General features: G+C 49.3%; 18 protein-coding genes. 12 read left to right on the top strand and 6 right to left on the bottom strand.

Translation table 11 applies throughout. The features are described from left to right. Positions 1-88: 88 nt before the first annotated feature. The 5 genes from ACEPST_RS02620 to ACEPST_RS02600 all read right to left on the bottom strand — a co-directional run bounded on the left by ACEPST_RS02620 (position 89) and on the right by ACEPST_RS02600 (position 4,525). Positions 89-505, bottom strand: a complete 417-nt coding sequence (locus ACEPST_RS02620) for a MerR family transcriptional regulator (RefSeq protein WP_203646788.1) — start codon at positions 503-505, stop codon at positions 89-91. Between the two features lie 160 nt (positions 506-665). Then, on the bottom strand, positions 666-1,475 hold the full coding sequence (gene yidA, locus ACEPST_RS02615; protein WP_204121537.1) for a sugar-phosphatase: 810 nt from the start codon (positions 1,473-1,475) through the stop codon (positions 666-668). Between the two features lie 21 nt (positions 1,476-1,496). After that, the gene (locus ACEPST_RS02610; protein WP_204121536.1) at positions 1,497-2,309 is read right to left on the bottom strand and encodes a Cof-type HAD-IIB family hydrolase; all 813 of its coding nucleotides are present in this window, start codon (positions 2,307-2,309) and stop codon (positions 1,497-1,499) included. A 2-nt stretch (positions 2,310-2,311) separates the two neighbouring features. Continuing rightward, positions 2,312-3,676 carry an HD domain-containing protein gene (locus ACEPST_RS02605; RefSeq protein ID WP_275404335.1) on the bottom strand — a complete coding sequence of 455 codons (1,365 nt, stop codon included), beginning with the start codon at positions 3,674-3,676 and terminating at the stop codon, positions 2,312-2,314. A gap of 15 nt (positions 3,677-3,691) precedes the next feature. Then, the gene (locus ACEPST_RS02600) at positions 3,692-4,525 is read right to left on the bottom strand and encodes a lipoate--protein ligase family protein (protein WP_204121535.1); all 834 of its coding nucleotides are present in this window, start codon (positions 4,523-4,525) and stop codon (positions 3,692-3,694) included. 212 nt (positions 4,526-4,737) lie between these two features. On the opposite strand from ACEPST_RS02600, the gene ACEPST_RS02595 reads away from it, so the two are divergent. The 3 genes from ACEPST_RS02595 (at position 4,738) to ACEPST_RS02585 (ending at position 7,646) form a co-directional block, all read left to right on the top strand. After that, positions 4,738-5,178, top strand: coding sequence for a DUF1934 domain-containing protein (locus ACEPST_RS02595; RefSeq protein ID WP_125765480.1), 441 nt, complete (start codon positions 4,738-4,740; stop codon positions 5,176-5,178). 44 nt (positions 5,179-5,222) lie between these two features. Then, positions 5,223-5,873, top strand: a complete 651-nt coding sequence (gene rpoE / locus ACEPST_RS02590) for a DNA-directed RNA polymerase subunit delta (RefSeq protein WP_125765481.1) — start codon at positions 5,223-5,225, stop codon at positions 5,871-5,873. Positions 5,874-6,038: 165 nt separating this feature from the next. Further along, a complete protein-coding gene (locus ACEPST_RS02585) occupies positions 6,039-7,646 on the top strand; it encodes a CTP synthase (protein WP_203646800.1) in 1,608 nt (535 codons plus the stop codon). 595 nt (positions 7,647-8,241) lie between these two features. On the opposite strand, the gene ACEPST_RS02580 is transcribed toward ACEPST_RS02585, so the two are convergent. Further along, entirely contained in the window at positions 8,242-10,572 is a 2,331-nt protein-coding gene (locus tag ACEPST_RS02580) for an ATP-binding cassette domain-containing protein (RefSeq protein WP_204121534.1), read from the bottom strand. 317 nt (positions 10,573-10,889) lie between these two features. Between ACEPST_RS02580 and ACEPST_RS02575 the strand changes: the two genes are divergently transcribed. The 9 genes from ACEPST_RS02575 to ACEPST_RS02535 all read left to right on the top strand — a co-directional run bounded on the left by ACEPST_RS02575 (position 10,890) and on the right by ACEPST_RS02535 (position 19,393). Beyond that, positions 10,890-11,426: a TetR/AcrR family transcriptional regulator gene (locus ACEPST_RS02575; RefSeq protein ID WP_395390485.1), complete on the top strand. Its 537-nt coding sequence runs from the start codon at positions 10,890-10,892 to the stop codon at positions 11,424-11,426. A gap of 126 nt (positions 11,427-11,552) precedes the next feature. Further along, positions 11,553-12,839, top strand: coding sequence for a UDP-N-acetylglucosamine 1-carboxyvinyltransferase (locus ACEPST_RS02570; RefSeq protein WP_203639484.1), 1,287 nt, complete (start codon positions 11,553-11,555; stop codon positions 12,837-12,839). A gap of 101 nt (positions 12,840-12,940) precedes the next feature. Continuing rightward, positions 12,941-13,192, top strand: a complete 252-nt coding sequence (locus tag ACEPST_RS02565; RefSeq protein ID WP_125765486.1) for a type B 50S ribosomal protein L31 — start codon at positions 12,941-12,943, stop codon at positions 13,190-13,192. A 608-nt stretch (positions 13,193-13,800) separates the two neighbouring features. Continuing rightward, positions 13,801-14,511 carry a class A sortase gene (locus ACEPST_RS02560; RefSeq protein ID WP_204121533.1) on the top strand — a complete coding sequence of 237 codons (711 nt, stop codon included), beginning with the start codon at positions 13,801-13,803 and terminating at the stop codon, positions 14,509-14,511. A 557-nt stretch (positions 14,512-15,068) separates the two neighbouring features. Next, entirely contained in the window at positions 15,069-15,734 is a 666-nt protein-coding gene (locus tag ACEPST_RS02555) for a WxL domain-containing protein (RefSeq protein WP_204121532.1), read from the top strand. Between the two features lie 579 nt (positions 15,735-16,313). After that, positions 16,314-16,760, top strand: coding sequence for an LPXTG cell wall anchor domain-containing protein (locus ACEPST_RS02550; RefSeq protein ID WP_204121531.1), 447 nt, complete (start codon positions 16,314-16,316; stop codon positions 16,758-16,760). A gap of 19 nt (positions 16,761-16,779) precedes the next feature. Next, the gene (locus ACEPST_RS02545; RefSeq protein ID WP_204121530.1) at positions 16,780-17,481 is read left to right on the top strand and encodes a WxL domain-containing protein; all 702 of its coding nucleotides are present in this window, start codon (positions 16,780-16,782) and stop codon (positions 17,479-17,481) included. A 37-nt stretch (positions 17,482-17,518) separates the two neighbouring features. Then, positions 17,519-18,238, top strand: coding sequence for a WxL domain-containing protein (locus tag ACEPST_RS02540; protein ID WP_204121529.1), 720 nt, complete (start codon positions 17,519-17,521; stop codon positions 18,236-18,238). A gap of 93 nt (positions 18,239-18,331) precedes the next feature. Then, positions 18,332-19,393: a DUF916 and DUF3324 domain-containing protein gene (locus tag ACEPST_RS02535; protein ID WP_239064525.1), complete on the top strand. Its 1,062-nt coding sequence runs from the start codon at positions 18,332-18,334 to the stop codon at positions 19,391-19,393. Positions 19,394-19,605: the final 212 nt, after the last annotated feature.

The raw sequence follows: 19,605 nt of genomic DNA, 5'->3' as shown, positions 1-19,605 counted from the left end.
CAAAAAATCGGAGCTTCCCGATGGACACTCCGATATCAGGGTTGCAGCATAGCGGCTATCTCCGCGCGGCACGGGCCACGGTCTCCGGTTAAACGACTTGATCGTCCAACTCACCAATTTCCTCAATCATGGTATCTAGTTCACTCTTGGATAGGGTGGAGGTTGTGAGGGCCTCGGCCATTTGATCGGTCAAAACGGCAAGTTCGGCGTAAAAATGTTGGTTATCAATGAACTGCGCGTGTTTTCCCGTGATGAACCGGAGAGTATCGGCACAGCAGGTGGCACAGACATTGGCCGAGCGTAGGTGGAGGATGTCTTGGATTTCATCCAAAGGCAGGCCCGCGCGTTTGAGACTATGGATGATGCGGTAGGTGGTGAGGTCTTCGACCGTGTATTGGCGGTAATTGCCGTCGGTACGACCTGGCACAAGAATGCCCATTTTCTCGTAGAAACGCAGGGTGTCTGGATGACAGTCCACCTTTTCAGCGAATTCTTTTATATTCATAAGCCATTCATCTCCTCTGATTGCGACAAGATTACCACGTGAGCCAATGATAGGGTTAAGAAATGCTATCCAGGTTGGAATTTTAACCGAGGTTCGGTGAGTTAATTAAAAAATCGACTTATCCGCTTAGCGGGTAAGTCGATAACGGGTCAGATTAGTTTTACTGTAGGGCATACTTCCGAATGGCGGCAGCAACCCCATTTTCGGCGTTCGTCAGGGTGACCGCTTGGGCCGCTTCCTTGACCTCGTCGATGGCATTGCCCATGGCGACCCCTAAACCGGCGTACTTGATCATGGTCAGGTCGTTGCCTTGGTCACCTAAGGTCATCACGTCATCAGCGGTCAGCCCCAACTGGGTAACCAATTCGCCCAGGGTGCCCCCCTTGCTGGCATGATTGTTCATGACTTCGATAAAGTAGGGCGCACTTTGGACCACGCTGAAGCGCTCCTTAAAACTCTGTGGCATGTTGGCCTTAACCCGGTCAATCACAGCAGGGTCGTCAACAAACATGGCCTTAGAAATCGTCAGGTCGCGAGGGGTTTCGCTAACTTCACGGTACCGAATCAACATCCGGACCAGGTAACTTTCCGCGATGGTGTAGGCACTGATGTTTTTATTGGCCGTGTAAATGTAGTCGGGCGTTTCGATTTGAAAATGTGATTGGAGTTTGCGGGACAAACTTTCCAAGTCAATATAGTCGTCATAGGTCAATGAATGATTGGTGAGGACCTTACCCGAAATCGTTTGGGCGACAGAACCATTAAAGGTGATGGCGTATTGGTCATCACCGCTGATTCCCATGGCGTCGAGGTAAGGTTGGACCCCGGTCAGAGGCCGACCGGTACACAGAACGACCTTGATGCCTTGGGCTTTGGCTGCTTGTACGGCGTCAATCGTTTCTTGGGCTAACTCGTTCTTTTCGTTGAGTAGTGTGCCGTCGATGTCAATCGCAATTAATTTGATGGTCATGGATGCGTCTCCTTCAGATGATTAAAGTGATAGTGCGTATTTCAAAATGGCGTTTGCCACACCGTCTTCAGCATTACTGCTGGTAACGGCATCGGCCGCGGCTTGCACCGTTGCCGTGGCGTTACCCATGGCGACGCCTAAGCCGGCGGCCTGGAGCATTGGCAAATCATTTTTGCCATCCCCGATAGCCATGGTCTCGTCAGCGGTAATGTGCAGCCGGTCGGCGAGTTCCGTGAGGGCCGCGGCCTTGCTAACGTGGTGGTTAAGGACCTCGATGAAATGTGGGTCCGTCCGAACCACGTAGAACTGATGGTGAAGTGCGGGTGGTAGGGTCTGCTCGAAGTGGTCAATGATGTCCTTCTCGTCAATGTAGACGAAGGTCAGGAGGTCCTCTCCGGCTGGAATCTTATCGGCCGGCTGATAGTTTAATGGCAAATGGACCAACCGACTCTCACGAATCGAGTAAGCACTGGCCGGCCGATTGGGCGTGTAAATGGCTTGGGGGGTAATCAAATGGTAGTGCACCTCTGAGTGGTCAGCCAGGTCGGCCAGACGTTCGGCGTCATTTAAGCTAAGTGAATGGGTGATCAGCGGGTGCCCACTGGTGGTTTGAATCGACGCACCATCGTGGGTGATGACGTATTGGTCGTCACCGGTTAAATCGAGCATATCTAAGTAGGGTTGCACCCCAGCGAGGGGGCGACCGCTACAGAGAACGACCTTGATACCGGAAGCGGTCGCTGCTTTAATGGCGTCGATGGTGGAGAGTGCTAGTTTGTTATTGGGTGTGAGTAAAGTACCGTCAATATCGAGTGAAATGAGTTTAACCGTCATGCTTAGGACTCCTTGGGTTGAATCAATTGGTTGTTCTGAATGTAAGTGCCGAATTCATCGTAGATGGGCTGGAAGAGCTCGGGGGCATCGTTACCAGGGTTCAACATTTCCTTAGGGAAGAAGAACCGTTGGTCACCCGAGAATTTGCCACGAATGGCGTTGACTAAGTCGGAAACCGTGGACAATTCCAGGAGGGTCCCATCGGGTTCTTGCAGCTCAATCTGGGTCAACGGGTAGGTCATCTTCGGATCGTAGGCGTCATCGTAAGGCAGGTCGTAACTGTTGTCGGTGGCCGTATAGTAGTCCGTGTTAAAGCCCACGGAACGAATCATTTGGCGGAGCTGTGGTAACAGGGCCTTGGTGGCTTCTGAGTATTCAGCACTCTTTAGTGGCTTGCGGTCGAGGAAGCGATGGGCCAAGTCAGCCAGAATCTCATCTGGGGATTGGCGCCAGTGAATGAAGTAGGTCGTCAAGACACCATCATCCAGGTTTAAATAATCTTGGAGGTCGAATTCATGATTGAAGAACGGTAGGAGCAAATGGGGGATGAAACTCTCATCCGTTTCGTTTGCTTGGTACAGTTCGTTGGCCCGGCCTAAGAGGTGGTCTAAGATGACTTCCATGGACCGAGAGACCGGGTGGAAGTAGACTTGTTGATACATTTGGAAACGACTGACGATGTAGTCCTCAACCGCGTGCATCCCGTTCATGGCAAAGGCAATCCCATCCTTGTAAGGTCGCATCACCCGCAGAATTCGGGTCAAATCAAACGTTCCGTATTGGGTGCCCGTGTAGTAGGCGTCCCGCAGAAGGTAGTCCATTCGGTCAGCATCAATCTGACTGGAAATCATTTGGACGACCTGGGGATTCGGATAAGTCTTTTGAATCACGCTAGCCACTTCGGCGGGGAAGGTTGGACTGACCCGGCGGAGTACCTGATTGACCTCGGTTTCTGGTGAGGTCAGGATTTCAACGGTGATGGCTTCATGGTTTGTGTGGAAAATATGTTCAAAGGTGTGGGAGTACGGGCCATGGCCAATGTCATGGAGTAGCGCGGCACATAGCGCGGTCAGCCGCTCGTTGTCATCCCAGCCGCCATCTCCCGGTGTCTTGGTCGGGTAATTTCGTTGAAAATTATCACAGATCTGCCGGGTGATTTCGTAAACCCCCAACGAGTGGGTGAAGCGAGAATGTTCCGCCCCGTGGAAGATCAGTGAGGCGGTTCCCAATTGCTTGATACGACGTAGCCGCTGGAACTCGCGGGTATTGATCAGGTCAAGAATAATTTGGTGTTGCACGTAAATGTAGTTGTGCACGGGATCCCGGAAAACTTTCTCCCGGGGGAGCCGTTGTTGGGCATAAGTCACACTGATTCCTCCTTGCTAGTTTGAAGTGAGCCGTGGTTGGCGGCGGGCCATTTGGGCCGTGGCGTGGTCGAGCGCTGTCGTGAATTTAGGCGTGGCCATCAAGGTAGCGAGCTTTTCACGACCGACGTGCAGGCCAGCCGATTCTGCCGCGGTGATAAAGCGTTGTTCCGCGTCGGCAACTGTTAAGTCTTGGTGCAGTAATGCTGAAGTCGTGGTCATGACGTCAGGGTCGACGTCGGGGAAGCCCCATGTATTCTCGGCATCCCCGAGACCGGCCTGATAAAAGTCTCGAATCAGTTGACCCCGGGCGGGCTGATCGCCGTTCACCCCCAGGTACAGCATGGTGACCAGCGCGTGCGGACTCCGCCGCTGGGCGATTCCCGCAATCTTATGACCGTCGACGCTTAGGTCGTAGTCACCGGGGCAGTAAGACCGGGTAATTTCATAGTGCTTCAAGGTCAGTTCTGGCCAGGCGGCGTCAACCAACGTGGTCATTTGCGCGTAGGCGGCTTCCACACTAATCGGTGGGGTGGTCAGTGGGGCAAACAGTGAGACGTTTAACACCCCAGCATCGCTGACGACGGCCAAGCCGCCAGAATTACGAAGAACGTAATCGTAGTCGTGAGCCTGAACGGCGCTGACAGCCGCTGTCAGGTCGGGAAGCCGTTTATCCTTCAGTCCCATGATAACGGTCGGTTGCATGGTCCAGAAGTGCAGTATGGGCTCCTGAAGGTCAACAACGAGGTCTAGGAGCGCATTGGTGTAACCAAAAGCTTGATTTTTATTATCAGCCGGGATCGGTGTGGTCACGGTTTGAATCGTATCTGTGGGGAGGTCAAAGGGAAACATGGCGCCCGCCTTCTTTCGTTCAGTATCTTCAACCTCTCATTATACTAGAAAACGCTTGCGCCGTCATGGTCCGGACCAGTTCTTACCCGGGGCTTAATCTCGGGGCGGATGGCGGAAAACTGTCCGGAACAGGAAATCAAGATAATTGGTAGGCTTTCCGCTGAAAATGAACTATAATTAACCTAGACAATTCGCGGAAAGGAAGTGTGCAAATGGATCAATTATCTACGGGCGTGCCCGTCATGATTCACTTGGAGACGCACATCAAGCAAGACCAGGACGTTTCCGACTACCGCTTGGATGTGGATGGTCAGTTAGTCCAGATGGGGCACAACCTGTATTTACGGTACTTAGAGCCCAACAAAGAGACCGGTGAACAAACACCCGTGACCATGAAATTCACCCCGGAAGGTGACGTGCATTTGACGCGGAACGCCGAGGCAGAATTACGCCTGCACTTTGTGAGTGGCAAGCGGGTCACGGCCCGGTATAACACGCCCTATGGCATGATGCCGATTGAAACGGTCACCCCTTACTTGGAAACGAGTTTCAAGGAGAAACCGTTTAGTGGCAACGTTAAAATTGATTATTTACTCTACGCAAATGATGATCTGGTCGGAAACTACAAGATTCGATTGCAATTTACGGCATAAACGAGTATCATATTTCGTAGACTGTGGAAAGGACGTGCACCAGTTTGGAATTAAAAGTCTTTGAGGGCCAGAATAAAAAGGAATTATCAATGATCGAAGTTGCTCACGCCATTTTGTCTCAGCACGGCGACGTGATGGGGTTTGCCGATTTGGCTAACGCCGTCCAATCATATTTGGGCGACAGCGACGAAGAAATTCGTGACCGGCTGTCCCAATTCTATACGGATTTAAATGTCGATGGTAGTTTCATTTCTCTGGGTGATAACCTTTGGGGACTGCGAACTTGGTATCCGTTTGAATCCATCGATGAAGCCACCGTACACGCCGAGGAAGATGAAGATCAACCTAAGCGTAAGAAGCGGAAGAAGGTTAACGCCTTCTTGGCTGATACGACCGATGACGATGACGTGATCGATTACGACGATGATGATCCGGAAGATGACGACACCACCAGCACTTACAGTGACGATGATGACGATGACACCACCGGTTCAACGGCGCCAGATCTGGGCAAGCTCCAGACCGGCTTAGGCATCGACGACGATGATGAAGAAGATGACACGGAAGATATTCCGGACGGTATCGAAGACCAGCTTTCCCAAATGGAAGCACCGGACGACGATGACGAGAATCTCGACTTCTCCGCCGATGACGATGAAGACGATGATGATGAAGACGACGAAGAACAGAAATAATTTCTGAACTTCGCTTGACCTCCTGCCCAAAAGCAGGTATTATATTTTTTGGGCTCCTTGCTACTTGTAGCGAGGACAACTGGACGGTAAGCTCCCTATTCGCTATGGATAGGGAGCTTTTTTTATAGTTTTCCGACCCTAAATAATCTTACGAGGAGTTTGCACATGACCAAATATATTTTTGTGACTGGCGGCGTGGTTTCATCACTAGGTAAGGGGATTGTGGCCGCTTCCCTAGGACGGTTGTTAAAAAACCGTGGTTTAAACGTGACCATTCAAAAATTCGATCCTTACATTAACGTGGATCCCGGCACGATGAACCCCTACCAACACGGGGAAGTCTTCGTCACCGACGATGGGACCGAAACAGATTTGGACTTAGGCCATTACGAACGGTTCATCGATAACAACTTGAACAAATATTCGAACGTCACGACTGGTAAGATTTATTCGGAAGTTTTGGAAAAAGAACGGCGCGGCGATTACTTAGGCGCGACGGTTCAAGTCATTCCACACATCACTGGGATGATCAAGGAAAAGATTATGCGCGCTGGTAAGACGCTAGGCGCAGACTTTGTCATTACCGAAATCGGTGGGACCGTTGGGGATATCGAATCACAACCCTTCCTGGAAGCCATTCGGCAAATGAAGGCAGAAGTTGGCGACGAGAACGTGGTTTACATTCACACGACGCTGGTCCCAACGCTGCACGCGGCTCACGAAATGAAGACCAAGCCAACGCAACATTCTGTTCGGGAATTACGGAGCATCGGGATTCAACCAAACATTTTGGTTGTCCGGACCGAAGCCCCAATCACCGACGAGATGCGGCGGAAGATTGCGTTATTCTGTGACGTGAAGCCATCATCCGTCATCGAATCCATGGATGTGTCAACCATCTACTCGATTCCTTTGCGGTTACAAGACCAAGGGTTAGACCAGATTGTCTTGGATCATTTCCAGGTTAAGGCCCCTAAGGCAGATATGACCCAGTGGGCCGCAATGGTGGACCACATGCAAAACTTAACGCGGACTATCAAGATTGCTTTGGTCGGGAAATATGTGGCGTTGCATGATGCCTACATTTCCGTTGACGAAGCCTTACAACACGCTGGTTACCCAGTGGATGCCAACATTGACTTGAAGATGATTGACGCTGAAGAAATTACCGACGACAACGTTCAAGACATGTTGGGCGACGCTGACGGCATCATCGTTCCTGGTGGTTTCGGTGACCGAGGAATCGAAGGCATGATCACGTCCATCAAGTATGCTCGGGAACAAGACGTGCCATTCTTGGGAATTTGCCTGGGGATGCAAGTGGCCAGCATCGAATTTGCCCGCGATATTCTGGGCTACAAGGATGCCAACTCCACTGAAATGGACCCCAGCACGACGCACAAGATCATTGATCTGATGGCCGACCAAGCTGACGTCCACGAAATGGGTGGAACCCAACGGTTGGGCCTGTACCCTTGCAAGCTGAAGCCAGGCAGTGTCGCTGCCGCAGCTTACGACAATCAGCCAATGGTTGAGGAACGTCACCGTCACCGGTACGAATTTAACAACCAATACCGTGAAGAAATGGCAGCCAAGGGCCTGGTCTTCTCAGGAACCTCACCTGACGACCACCTGGTAGAAGTCATTGAATTACCAAAGAAGAAATTCTTCGTGGCTGCTCAATACCACCCAGAATTCTTGTCACGACCAGAACGTCCAGAAGGGTTATTCCGGGACTTCATCGCGGCAGCTAGTAAGGAAGTTAAGGATTAGAGTGCGGAGCGAGCCGTTTAGACTCTGAGCATTAGAGGAATAAGGCGTTCTGTTCGGCAAAGCCGAGCAGGGCGCCTTATTTTTCTAAGCGCAGGAGTCTGGCTCGCGTAGCACGTTTCAGAGGCCGCAAGTTTCCGGAAATAATGGCGAGAGAAAAGTTAGCGGTTTACGCCAGTATTACCAATAACAGCAGAGCCGAGCAGGGCACCTTATTTTTCTAAGCGCAGGGACCTGCCCTGTGTAGCACGTTTCAGACAAGAGCGATACGAAGGGCGGTTAGCTGGCGAGCATTAACGGCTTTAAGTGAATGACCCCGGGTCTGGGTCGTTTGCTTAAAGGGGTTAAGCGGAACCAGTTGCCCGATAGTAACGCGTTTCAGAGGCCGCAAGTTTCCGGATAACGTGGCGAGAGCAAAGTTAACGTTTTACGCCAGTGTCACCAGCAAGTTATAAACAATCACCTGTGAATAACTTAATTCAAGCAGCTTGGCTTAAACACTTATCCCCAAGCCTATCCACAAACGCACATAACCGCAACAAAAAACTGCGCCACCCCCAATTCCGGGAGTGACGCAGTTTTCAATTCATCACTATTTTTATTCAGAACGTAAAGCCGTAGCGGCATCTTTCTTAGCCGCCATTCGAGCTGGGATGTGCCCACCTAACATTGTCAGGACGGTACTGATGATAATCAGCACGATACCGTGAACGGGATTGAGGTGTGCCACGTTGCTCAGGTCGGTGATGCTCTTCAACACAATATTGATTGGGAACGTCAACAGCCAAGCGATGACGACACCCAGAGCACCGGAACCGACACCGAGAATGAACGTTTCGGCATCAAAGACACGAGTGATATCTTTCTTCCGGGCCCCTAAGGCCTTCAGAATCCCGATTTCCTTGGTCCGTTCCAATACGGAGGTGTAGGTGATGATGGCAATCATGATCATACTGGTTACCAGCGAAATTCCGGCAAAGGCGACCAGTACGTAGGTGATGGCATCCATCAGCCCACCCGTCAAGCTGGAAACCGTCCCAGCCATGTCGGTGTAGATCACCTTATCGGACTTGCTCTTCCCCTTGTTGTACTTGTCCAAGTACGTTAACACCTTATCCTTGTTCTTGAACGTGTTGGGGTAGATCAGAATGCTGGCTGGGGTGGTGGAGCCCCCGAGGTAGCTGATCAAGGACTTCTTGGTCGTGCTATCCACGGTTTGGCCCGTCATCACGTTATCGCTAGCCTTCTTTTGAGCCTTAACGATTTTGGAATCCTTGTTGTCTTTAATGATGTTTTGGGTCAACTTATCGCTGTAAGCAATCCCGGAAGCCAAGACGTTTTCGGAAGACTTCGCCTTAACTTTCACAATACCCGCAATCTTGATGGTCGTGTTATGGCTGTTGTTGTACAGGGAGTTGGTGGCCTTGTTTGGCAGGTAGTTCCCGGTTGGCAAGCTTTGGTAGTAATCGTTGTTGTTCACGATCTTCATCTTGGTGCCAACAATCTTGTTGTAGTTGAAGGTCTGGTTGTTCTTCACGGTGTACCCCAGGTTCTTCAACGCGTTGATGTTAGTGGAGCCATCACGGTCAACGATTAAGATGACGTCGTTGGCGCTCTTCGGATAGGTCCCGGACACCAGCTTGTAGTGCTTCTTCAGGAAGTTGGTCCCGCCATCGTTTGCACTAGGGTAAACGGAACCGCCGACTCCGGTCGAGGCACTCATCGCCGTTTGCATGGCGCTGGCACTGCTGGAGCCACTGTTGTCAACATTAGAGAAGGAGACCGTTTTCGTCTTCCCGTTGACTTGGCGCAGGAGGTTCATCCCGGTCGAGTAGGTGTATGTGACGTTCTTACTCAACTTGGTATCCAGATTTTTAACATAATTTAAGTAACTCTTGGTAAGCTTATTGGTGTGGGTCGCCTTGTCTTGCTGGCTGACCTTAGCCGTGACGACCTTTTTGTTGTTCGCCTTGACCGTATCGTTGGACTGTCCCGTGGCACTCGTGGCCGTCTGTGAAATGGTGACGGGGAACTGGGCCAGCGTGTTCGCCTGGGTCTTGTTGATTTGCGCTTGGAATCCATTGGAGAGGGCCAAGACGATGGCAATCCCGATGATCCCGATACTAGATGCAAAGGCGGTCAGCGCGGTCCGGCCTTTCTTGGTCCGAATGTTGTTAAATGACAGCTTCAAGGCCGTCCAGAATGTCATCCGGGTCTTCTTCAATTCAAATTGTTGGGCGTCAGTGTGCTCGTCGTAGGGGTTGGAATCGTGTTGAATCTTCCCATCGGCAAATTCGATGATCCGGTCGGCGTATTGGCGGGCCAGGTCAGGGTTATGCGTCACCATGATGACCAACCGTTCCGCAGAGAGTTCCTTGATCAGCTGCATGATTTCTTCACTGGTCTCGGTATCCAGGGCACCGGTTGGTTCGTCACACAACAGAATTTCGGGCTCGTTCGCAATGGCCCGCGCAATGGCGACCCGTTGTAATTGCCCACCAGACAGTTGGTTAGGCTTCTTGTTGATGTGGTCGGACAGGCCGACGCGGTCGAGGGCCTTCAGCGCCTTTTCCTTTTTCTCGGCGTTGGAGACACCACTCAGCGTCATCCCCATCTCCACGTTGTCCAGGATGCTCAGGTGACTGATGATGTTGTAGCTTTGGAAAATGAACCCGACGGAATTGTTCCGGTAGGCGTCCCAATCTGCTTCAGAGAAGTCCTTGGTGGATTTTCCTTCAATGGCAAGGTCCCCGGAGTCGTAAATATCCAGGCCACCAATGCCGTTCAGCATGGTCGTCTTCCCGGAACCACTGGGACCGAGGATGGCGACAAACTCCTGTGAACGGAACGCCACGGAAACATCGTCGAGGGCCTTCGTGACGGAATCACCCACGTAGTAATATTTCTTAATATGTTTTAGTTCCAGCATTTTAAAATAATCCTTCCATATTTTGGCTTTCGGCTGTTGCTCAGGCTATTTTTCTGATAAAATAAACATTAATGCAACACCGTGTCTAATATCATAAAAATAAATTGTGGTCGTGACAACCGTCAATGTCGACGGATTTGTCGTGAACACAACAAAATCTATGGAAATGTTGTATACATGACGACAGCAATTAGCTGGCTTTTACCATACCATAAAGTGCCTACTTTCGGCACGTAATGTCTCCTTGAAATTGTGGTGACTGGGGATGGGGTGAGTCGTTGCGGCAGTAACGCGTTGTGCAATAGGAGTGAGAATTCATGGCTGGTGTGAAAAACAATCGGCGGGCCCAATACACCCAGCAGATCATTCAAGAAACTGTGCTGGGGTTGTTGGAAAATAAACCGATCAACGCCATTTCTGTGACGGAGGTCTGCGCCGAGGCCGATGTCAATCGAACCACGTTCTACCGGTATTACACCGACATCTATGACTGCGTGGCCAGTATCGAAAAAGCCTTTGTGACGGGGTTACAGCCGTTTGAAGAGTCGACACCGACCGCAGCTTTGGAGCACCTGTTAACGGCCTTTTACGAAGACAAGAAACTCAGTAATCTCGTCTTCGTTGAGGGCAAAACCAAGTTGCTTGAACGCATGCAGGAATTAATGCGGCGCACGGGCCCGGAGCCACCGTTGATCGATGACTACCAGGGGGCCTATATTGGCGCTGGTTTGCAAAGTATCCTTAAAAAGTGGGTCAAGGACGGCATGCCTGAGACCCCACAGCAATTAACGCAAATTATTATCAACACCATACTAGCCAAGAACCTGTCAGAGATTCGGGATGCAGTTTTGTAGCTGCCAAATATTACAATTTGCCCGAAATACCGGGAAACAGTTGTCTTTTTGCCCGGTATTATTTATCATGGTATCTGACTGTATGGAATTACAATGGAAGATAAATTAAGTGAGGAACACATCACAATGAAGAAAATGATTATTCACGGCGGCCGACCACTCTCTGGAGAAGTGACGATCGGCGGCGCTAAAAATAGCACAGTGGCATTGATTCCGGCAGCGATTTTAGCTGATACACCGGTCCGTTTTGACATGGTACCGGATATCCTTGATGTGCACAACTTAATGTTAATTTTGAAATCGATGAACGTACACTCCACGTTTGAAGATGGGGTTCTCACCATTGACCCAACGGAAATCGTTGAAGCACCACTTCCGAGCAAGGCTATCAAGAGCTTGCGCGCGTCTTATTATTTTATGGGGTCCTTGTTGGGGCGGTTCCAACGGGCCACGCTGAGCTTCCCGGGCGGCGATAACATTGGGCCACGGCCAATCGACCAACACATCAAAGCGTTTAAGGCGCTGGGTGCGGCGGTTGACGAGCATGATGGCACGGTGCGTATCACTACCGGTCCCGAGGGGCTACACGGCGCACGGATTTTCTTGGACATGGTCTCAGTTGGGGCAACGATCAACTCGATTCTCGCGGCGGTCAAGGCTGTGGGGACGACGGTGATTGAAAACGCGGCGAAGGAACCAGAAATCATTGATATTGCGACCTTCCTGAACAACATGGGCGCCCATGTCCGTGGGGCCGGGACCGATGTCATTCGGATCGAAGGGGTCCCAACGTTGCGGGCCATGAACACGCACACAATTATTCCCGACCGCATCGAAGCCGGGACGTACCTGTCGATGGCTGCGGCCGTTGGTGACGGTGTCGTGGTCAAGAACGTGATTCCAGAACATTTGGAAGCCTTCACGGCCAAGATGATTGAAATGGGCGTCCCATTGGAAATCAACGAAGACAGCATTTACGTGCCACGGTCTGAGGACTTGAAGCCCATTCAGGTCAAGACGATGCCATTCCCAGGTTTTGCGACCGACCTGCAACAGCCGATTACGCCGTTACTCTTTAAGGCGGACGGCAGTAGCGTGGTCATCGATACCATTTATCCCAAACGCATCAAGCACATCGCTGAGCTGCGGAAGATGGGCGCCCACATTCGTTCTGAAGAGGGCACCATCGTGGTTGACCCAAGTGATGACCTGATTGGGAGTGACGTTCAAGCCGGAGAAATCCGCGCCGGCGCCTCCCTGGTGATTGCTGGGCTTATGGCCGATGGTGACACGGAGATTAGTCAGGCAGATAATATTTTGCGGGGCTATGACCGAATTGTTGAAAAATTAACGGCATTAAACGCCGATGTAGAAATCGTTGATGACAGTTTAGTGGAAAACGGCCAAGATTAGCCATTGCCGCTATGTCGTTTTCATGTTATAATTCAACGGTTGACGATTAAAATCAATCTCTGATTCAGTCAATGGATCAGGGCAAAGGAGCGTATTACATTATGAAGCAAGGAATTCACCCAGATTACCACGAAGTTGTGTTCCAAGACTCAAGTACTGGTTTCCAGTTCTTATCTGGTTCAACGGCAACTTCTGACGAAACGGTTGAATGGGAAGACGGCAACACCTACCCATTGATCCGTGTCGAAATTACTTCTGATTCCCACCCATTCTACACGGGTAAGCAAAAGTTTACTCAAGCCGATGGTGCTGTGGACCGTTTCAACAAGAAGTACGGTTTATCCAACGACTAATTATAAAATTTATGATTTGTCTTACCGGTTACGGGGTTATCCCCGTGGCCGGTTTTTTGTAGAAAAAAGAGTGCGGAGCGAGCCGCTTAGGTCCTGAGCATTAACGTCGACTAAGTGATGACCCCGGGCTTGGGTCATTGCTTAGTCGGGGTTAAGCGCAGGGACCTGGCTCGTGGAGCACGTTTCGGAAGCCGCCAGGACCAGGATAGTTCCGTGGAGAACCAGACTAGCGGGTTGAACAAGTATCATCACAGAACCAGGCAGCGTGTCAAAACGGAACAAATACTAGTCAAAATCGGGTGTTCTCTATAGGAAGAAAATGGCTGAGTAACTTAGCCAAACTGACCAGCATCCTTAATAATGCGTTGAAACCCGCCCACAAGCTCAGCACAACGTTCTGTGGTCTCCCATGAATAATCTTATAAAGTGCTAGTAAAACTGCGTAGTGACGCTCAGAACAGCCTGTGGATCTGCGCACTGTCGTCATTTTTCAAATAAATTTGTTAATTTTATGACACCGTCGAGCCTCAGACTTTGTTTTTGTTAGTAAAAAGGGTAGAATTCAAAGTCGTAGAGACCGAATTATTTGGGGATTGGAGTAACTAATTATGGCAGACAAAAAGAAACAGCAGCCAAAACGTCGTTGGCGATGGTTATGGAGTACGCTGTTTGTCCTCCTGATTGTCATTTCGCTAGGCTTAATCTTTAACGAACAAATAAAAAACTGGTTGATTTCTTCCTATCAACCTAAGATCACGCGTAAGGCCGTTCAGAACAACGAGAAGAAGAAAGCCTCGTATGATTTCAGCAAGGTGAAGTCGCTGGACTTCTCAACGGTGGCCAATGCCCGTTGGAACACGGCAAATATTCATGTGGTGGGGGAAATCCTGATGCCGCAGTCGAAGATTCATTTGCCGATTGCCAAGGGCGTTAGCAATGAGGTCCTGGCGCTGACGGCGGGGACCATGCGGCCGGACCAGAAGATGGGTCAAGGGAACTACCCATTGGCGGGACACCACATGTCTTCGCAATCGATTCTATTTAGCCCGCTGTATTGGAAGACACGGGTTGGCCAGATGATCTACCTAACTAATGCCAAGACCGTCTTCGTCTACAAGGTCAGCGTCCGCAGGTTCATTCCGGCTACGGATGTCGGCGTGGTTGCACAGACGAAACAAAAGCTAGTCACTCTGATCACCTGTGACGCGACTGGCGCGAACCGTTTGATGATTCGTGGGAAATACGTGAAGCAGATGGCCTACAAGGATGCCCCAAGTTCCGTGCAAAAAGGTTTCCATGGTGGCTTTAACAACAAATAAGGTTAAAAAATCAGTGATTTCTGTCCAAAAAGCAGGGAACGCTGATTTTTTTTATTTTTTTTGAAATTTTTTAAAAATATTTTTAGAAGAATCGCGTTAGACGAGTGATTAACGTGAAATCCAGTTGTACCAAGGGTTTAGGACATATAGTATATAGGGTGCCCAATGTTAGTTGAAAGTATCGCATACTGTAAAGCAAAATCAAAATAATCAGTAAAATCGGAAAAATTGCCATAAAATGTAAACTGTTTTCATTGATAGATGTGCCTACAAATGCTGACACGTAGGCATTATAATTGTAATAACGAACACGTTATAAATCAATTAATCGTCCATGAATGGGTTATCGAATTAGTTGTTCTCCCCACAGATGATTAAGAGTGGACAAAGAATCGAAAATGATGTACTATATCCTTGTAAGGTTGATACAGAGAAAACCACCAAACGTTGGGGGTACATGATTAACTAGGGTAATCCCGCGAGGTAGTTAAACGAAGATCAGCCAATGTTGACAGAAATTTATATTTAGCCAAAAAGGCTTAAAGGGGATAATAAATATGTTTAAGAAGACTTTAGGTTTCGTTGCTGTTGCTGCTGCACTGACTGGTTTGGGTTTAGCTTCAACGACGACTGCCAACGCGGATGTTGCCGATGGCGCAACTACTGGGACTACCGCTGCTAATGTTAATTTAACTGCTGATCCTAACGGTGCCGGTGGTGTTAGCTTGGTTCAAGTACCAACATTAAGCTTTGCTGACAAGGTTTTGACTGGGTCCAAGGATACGACTACTCTGGGCGTTGCTAACAACTTGGTTGTTAAGAACGCCGGGGCCGCTACTGGCTGGTCCGTTACTGTTAATGGAACTGCAATGACTGCTGGTACTAACAAGCTTAGTGGTGGTTCTTATGACTTGAAGAGTGCTTCAGATCAGGCGCTTCCAGTTCAGTCAGATTTCACTACGGAAGATACCAGCAACAAGACGACGGCGACAGTTAGTTCTGCAACTGACTCGGTTACCGGTGACACCTTCAATGGGGTAGCCGTTGACACTGGTGTTGATACTAGTGCACAACCTGTTATGAATGCTCTTGCTAATCAAGGGATTGGGACTTTCAGTGCAAACTTTGGTAAGGATTCAGCTTTGAACATCCCTGCTTCAGCAATTGCTGGTAAGTACGAATCAACCTTGACTTGGACTTTGAACAACACACCACTTGCTTAATTTAAATGAATTTGTTTTAGGAGACGGCTGAGAAGCCGTCTTTTTTGTTTGCTCTTGTTTTCAAATGAAGTTGCGTGATTTCTGGGATTATAGTTAATCGTTGTCTCTGAAGTCGGATTGAGAAGAGGACTTGGATCAATGAAGTTATATCATTCGAAAGGTTTTTGCTGAAAATTGACTGTAAAAGATCGCTGAAATAGAGAAAACTGCAGCCATTTTACATATGCCTTTAGTTGATGGGTGTAAAACAATAACAATTGGCTAAAACAAATTAACCAATTGCAAAAAAATGGGATACAAACTGCGAATTAATTAACGAACCAGCTAACCCGATATGGGCCGATTAAGCAGGAACAGAATAGGCTGTTGGTAAGCTAACTAATCGTTTATACACCCCTGACAATACTTGTTATAAAAACATTTGTTACCACAGATGATTAATTGTGGACAAAAGTCAAAAACGGTGCTATTATAACTTATGTAATCAGATGAATTCATCAGATAGCTTCATATAAGTTTCATAATTTAGGTAAGTGTTGCGGTTGTGACAAGGAACAAGGACGTGAGGATGGGACAGCGATGCGATTACGAGATTTAGGTTTGCTGGTACTGAGCCTGCTGATCGTCGGTTGGGGAATACCAACAACTGCTCGTGCGGATGATGTTCAGCAATCACACTATTCGGTAGCGTTAACCAAGCCGCCGGCAACAGGCACATCTGATGTGACTGGCGGCGGTGCGGGAGCCACTATCGATGGTAATGATGGCGATACAGCGACTGGAAACGACAATTCCGGGAGCTCATCAACATCACCCGCCACGAATACTAACGGTGGTCAAGGGGCGACCGTTAGTCCTACGAATGGTAAGGTTACGCAGGCTTCACAGGTATCACATCATGTTTTAGCGGGTCGGTTACCACAAACATCTGAAGTGTGGTTCGGCTTTAGCACATTAGCAGGAATCATCCTGTTACTGATCGCTTGGATTGGAATTTTACTTAAAAGAAGAAAACAACAAAATTAGTTGAGGGAGATCATATATTATGACTAAAAAAACTTTACAATTATTAGCTTCTGCCGCATTGGTTGCGGGCCTTGGATTTACTACTGTAACGGCTAATGCCGATGCTACTTCTGGTACTGGTTCTGTTTCAACGACTGCTAAGGTTACCTTGGATAGCAAGGGCGCTGGCGACAATGGTGATGGCGATGGCGGTAACGTTGCTGGTTCATTAGCAATCACTTCTGCTCCCGATGTTTCCTTTGATGGTGGGACTTTAGATGGTAAGACGGCACTTGATTTGAATGGGACCTTGACTAATGGTACTGAGTCACATAATAAAGATGCTAAGGCCGGTGCCGTTACCGTTGTTGATCCTGGTACTGCCAGTGGTTGGACGGTCCAAGTTTCTAACACCAAGATGGCTAATACAGACTCAACCCAAACTGGTATCGCTTCCTTAATCCAAGGTGGGAAGATTAACTTCTCTAATGCGGCACTGGCTTCTGAGGACAGTGGGGCTGATGCTGGTGTTACGTTACAAGGTAACGGCGATGCCAACGCGGTTTCCCTGAACACCGAAGGTACCGACAATGTTCCTGTTTACAACGCGGCTAAGGGTAGTGGTGTTGGTACTTGGACTGATACTTTCTCCAAGTCTAACTTAACTGTACCTGCTGGTAACGTTAAGGGTTCATACACGTCAACCTTAACTTGGACTTTGAACAACACCCCTCAAGCTTAATCGCTCAGCAGTCTAGAATGAAAAGGGGGGCTGCGCAGTGACTAGATGGACATCGGTTGTAGTGGCTTCGTTAGCCCTCGCAACGTTCACCATGAGTGCAACAGCGACAGCTCAAGCTAACGCTAAAAGCGGCGGCGGAGATCAAACGACAACTGCTAAAGTCACTTTAGTGGGTGGCGATACCTCCAAGCCGGTTAGCCCCAAAGATCCAGACGGGTCTGGCGGTGAGTTTCCGGGCGATAACCTTGATCCTGACAATAAAGGGACCGGGTCGACCGGAGATTTGACCATTGATTATGCGTCGAACCTGGTGTTTGATGAAAATAGTTATGCGGACGGTTTAATTACCGCCACGGCTACCAATAATCGGGCCTTTGTTCAGGTCAGTGATCGGCGGTACACCGGTGATGGTTGGCAATTGATGCTGACACCGAGTGTATTGACGGGGCAATCGGACAACCAAAAAATCTATGGTGACGGCGCCTCAATTGAGATGGGCGTTACCCGATTCTTGGCTTCCGGTGCCACAGTCAGTCAGTATCCGCACGTCACGACGGCCAGCACCACCCGGTTACCCCTGGGTGAGATGGCCAAGGTCGGGCAGGCCGATGCCGGTACTGGGCTCGGAACCTGGATTTATCGCTTGAACTACGACACCACTGCACCAACAAAATTGTTAGTAAACGGCAGTCACGTCTCGGAGACGCAGACCTATACAGGTGAGTTAACGTGGACGCTGACTGATTCACTACATTAAAAATGGTAAAGATTAAGAATGCGGTGGCGACAGCTACCGCATTCTTTGTTACAATGAACATAAAGTTGAGTTTTTATGGAGGTTGGGAGAAACATGAAACGTTGGCTAAAGATTTTAGTAACATTAGGGGCGTTACTGATGGCGTTTGGCTGGTATCAACAGACTGCTCAGGCCGAAAGCGTGGGCTATTCGGTAAGCGCCATTTTGCCAAAGAACCAGGATGACAAGAAGGTCACTTACTTTGCCTTGCGGGTCAAGCCTAAGCAACAGCAAAAGTTGACGATTGTGATTCGCAACACGAGTAAGTCCATGAAACGATTCCAAGTTGGGGTCAATCAAGCGATTACCAACGATAACGGGGTCATCGACTACAGTAAGGCCAATCCAACGCTGGATAGCTCACTGAAGGTCGGTATCAAGGACGTCTTCAGCAAGGACAGCACCCAAAAGGTCAACGTTCCTGCCAAGAGCACCAAGAAGGTCTCCGTATCCTACACCATGCCTGCCAAGACGATTGACGGGATGATCTTAGGGGGCGTTTACGTTAAGCAACTGAACAATGATGACAGTTCTAGCGCGAAGAAGGGTGTCACCATCAAGAACGCCTTCGCCTATGTCATTGGGGTTCGGTTACGGGAAAGCAGCGTTGACGTTGCCCCCGACATGAAGCTTAACGCGGTCAAGGCTGGTCAAATCAACTCCTACAACCAAATCCAAGCAAACTTACAAAACCCGCGTCCGGGTCTGATGAGCGAGTTAAAGGTGAAGTCCAAGGTCACCAAGGCTAATGAAACCAAGACGGTTTTGAGCAACGAGAAGAGCAACATGTCCATGGCGCCTAACTCTAACTTCAACTACTCCATTCCTTGGGGCAGCACGCAGTTAAAGGCCGGCGAATACACGTTGACCCTCGATGCTTACGCTAAGGGTGGTTACCACTGGCACTTCGTGAAGAACTTTAAAGTCACCCAGGCCCAGATCAACCAATTAAAGAATAAGATCAACACGCCACAACAAAAGAGCTACCTCTGGTGGTTCGTGGCCGGCGGGGTCTTAATCGTGTTGTTGTTGATCATCATCATCTACTTGTTAATGAAGAACCGCCGTCATGATGACGACGATGCCGTTACTGACAAGACGGATACCACAAAATAAATAAATCAGATGAAACGCCATCGAACTGACAGCCTGTGCTGTTGGGTCGATGGCGTTTTTTTTGCGTGATAGTCAAACAGGGTATTTCCTAACCTGATGACCGAAGCGTAGGTAAGTTTACTTAACTGAGCAAGGTTAAATTATCCGGACGCCCCTGCCCTGAAAACACGTGGAACCCGCAATGTGTACCAGGAACATCGTATAATGGGATT

The sequence above is a fragment of the Levilactobacillus sp. FUA 3915 genome, assembly GCF_044053135.1.
Lineage (GTDB): Bacteria > Bacillota > Bacilli > Lactobacillales > Lactobacillaceae > Levilactobacillus > Levilactobacillus lanxiensis.
The sequence above is the reverse complement of the archived record's forward strand: the minus strand, read 5'-3'. Positions and strand labels throughout refer to the sequence as shown.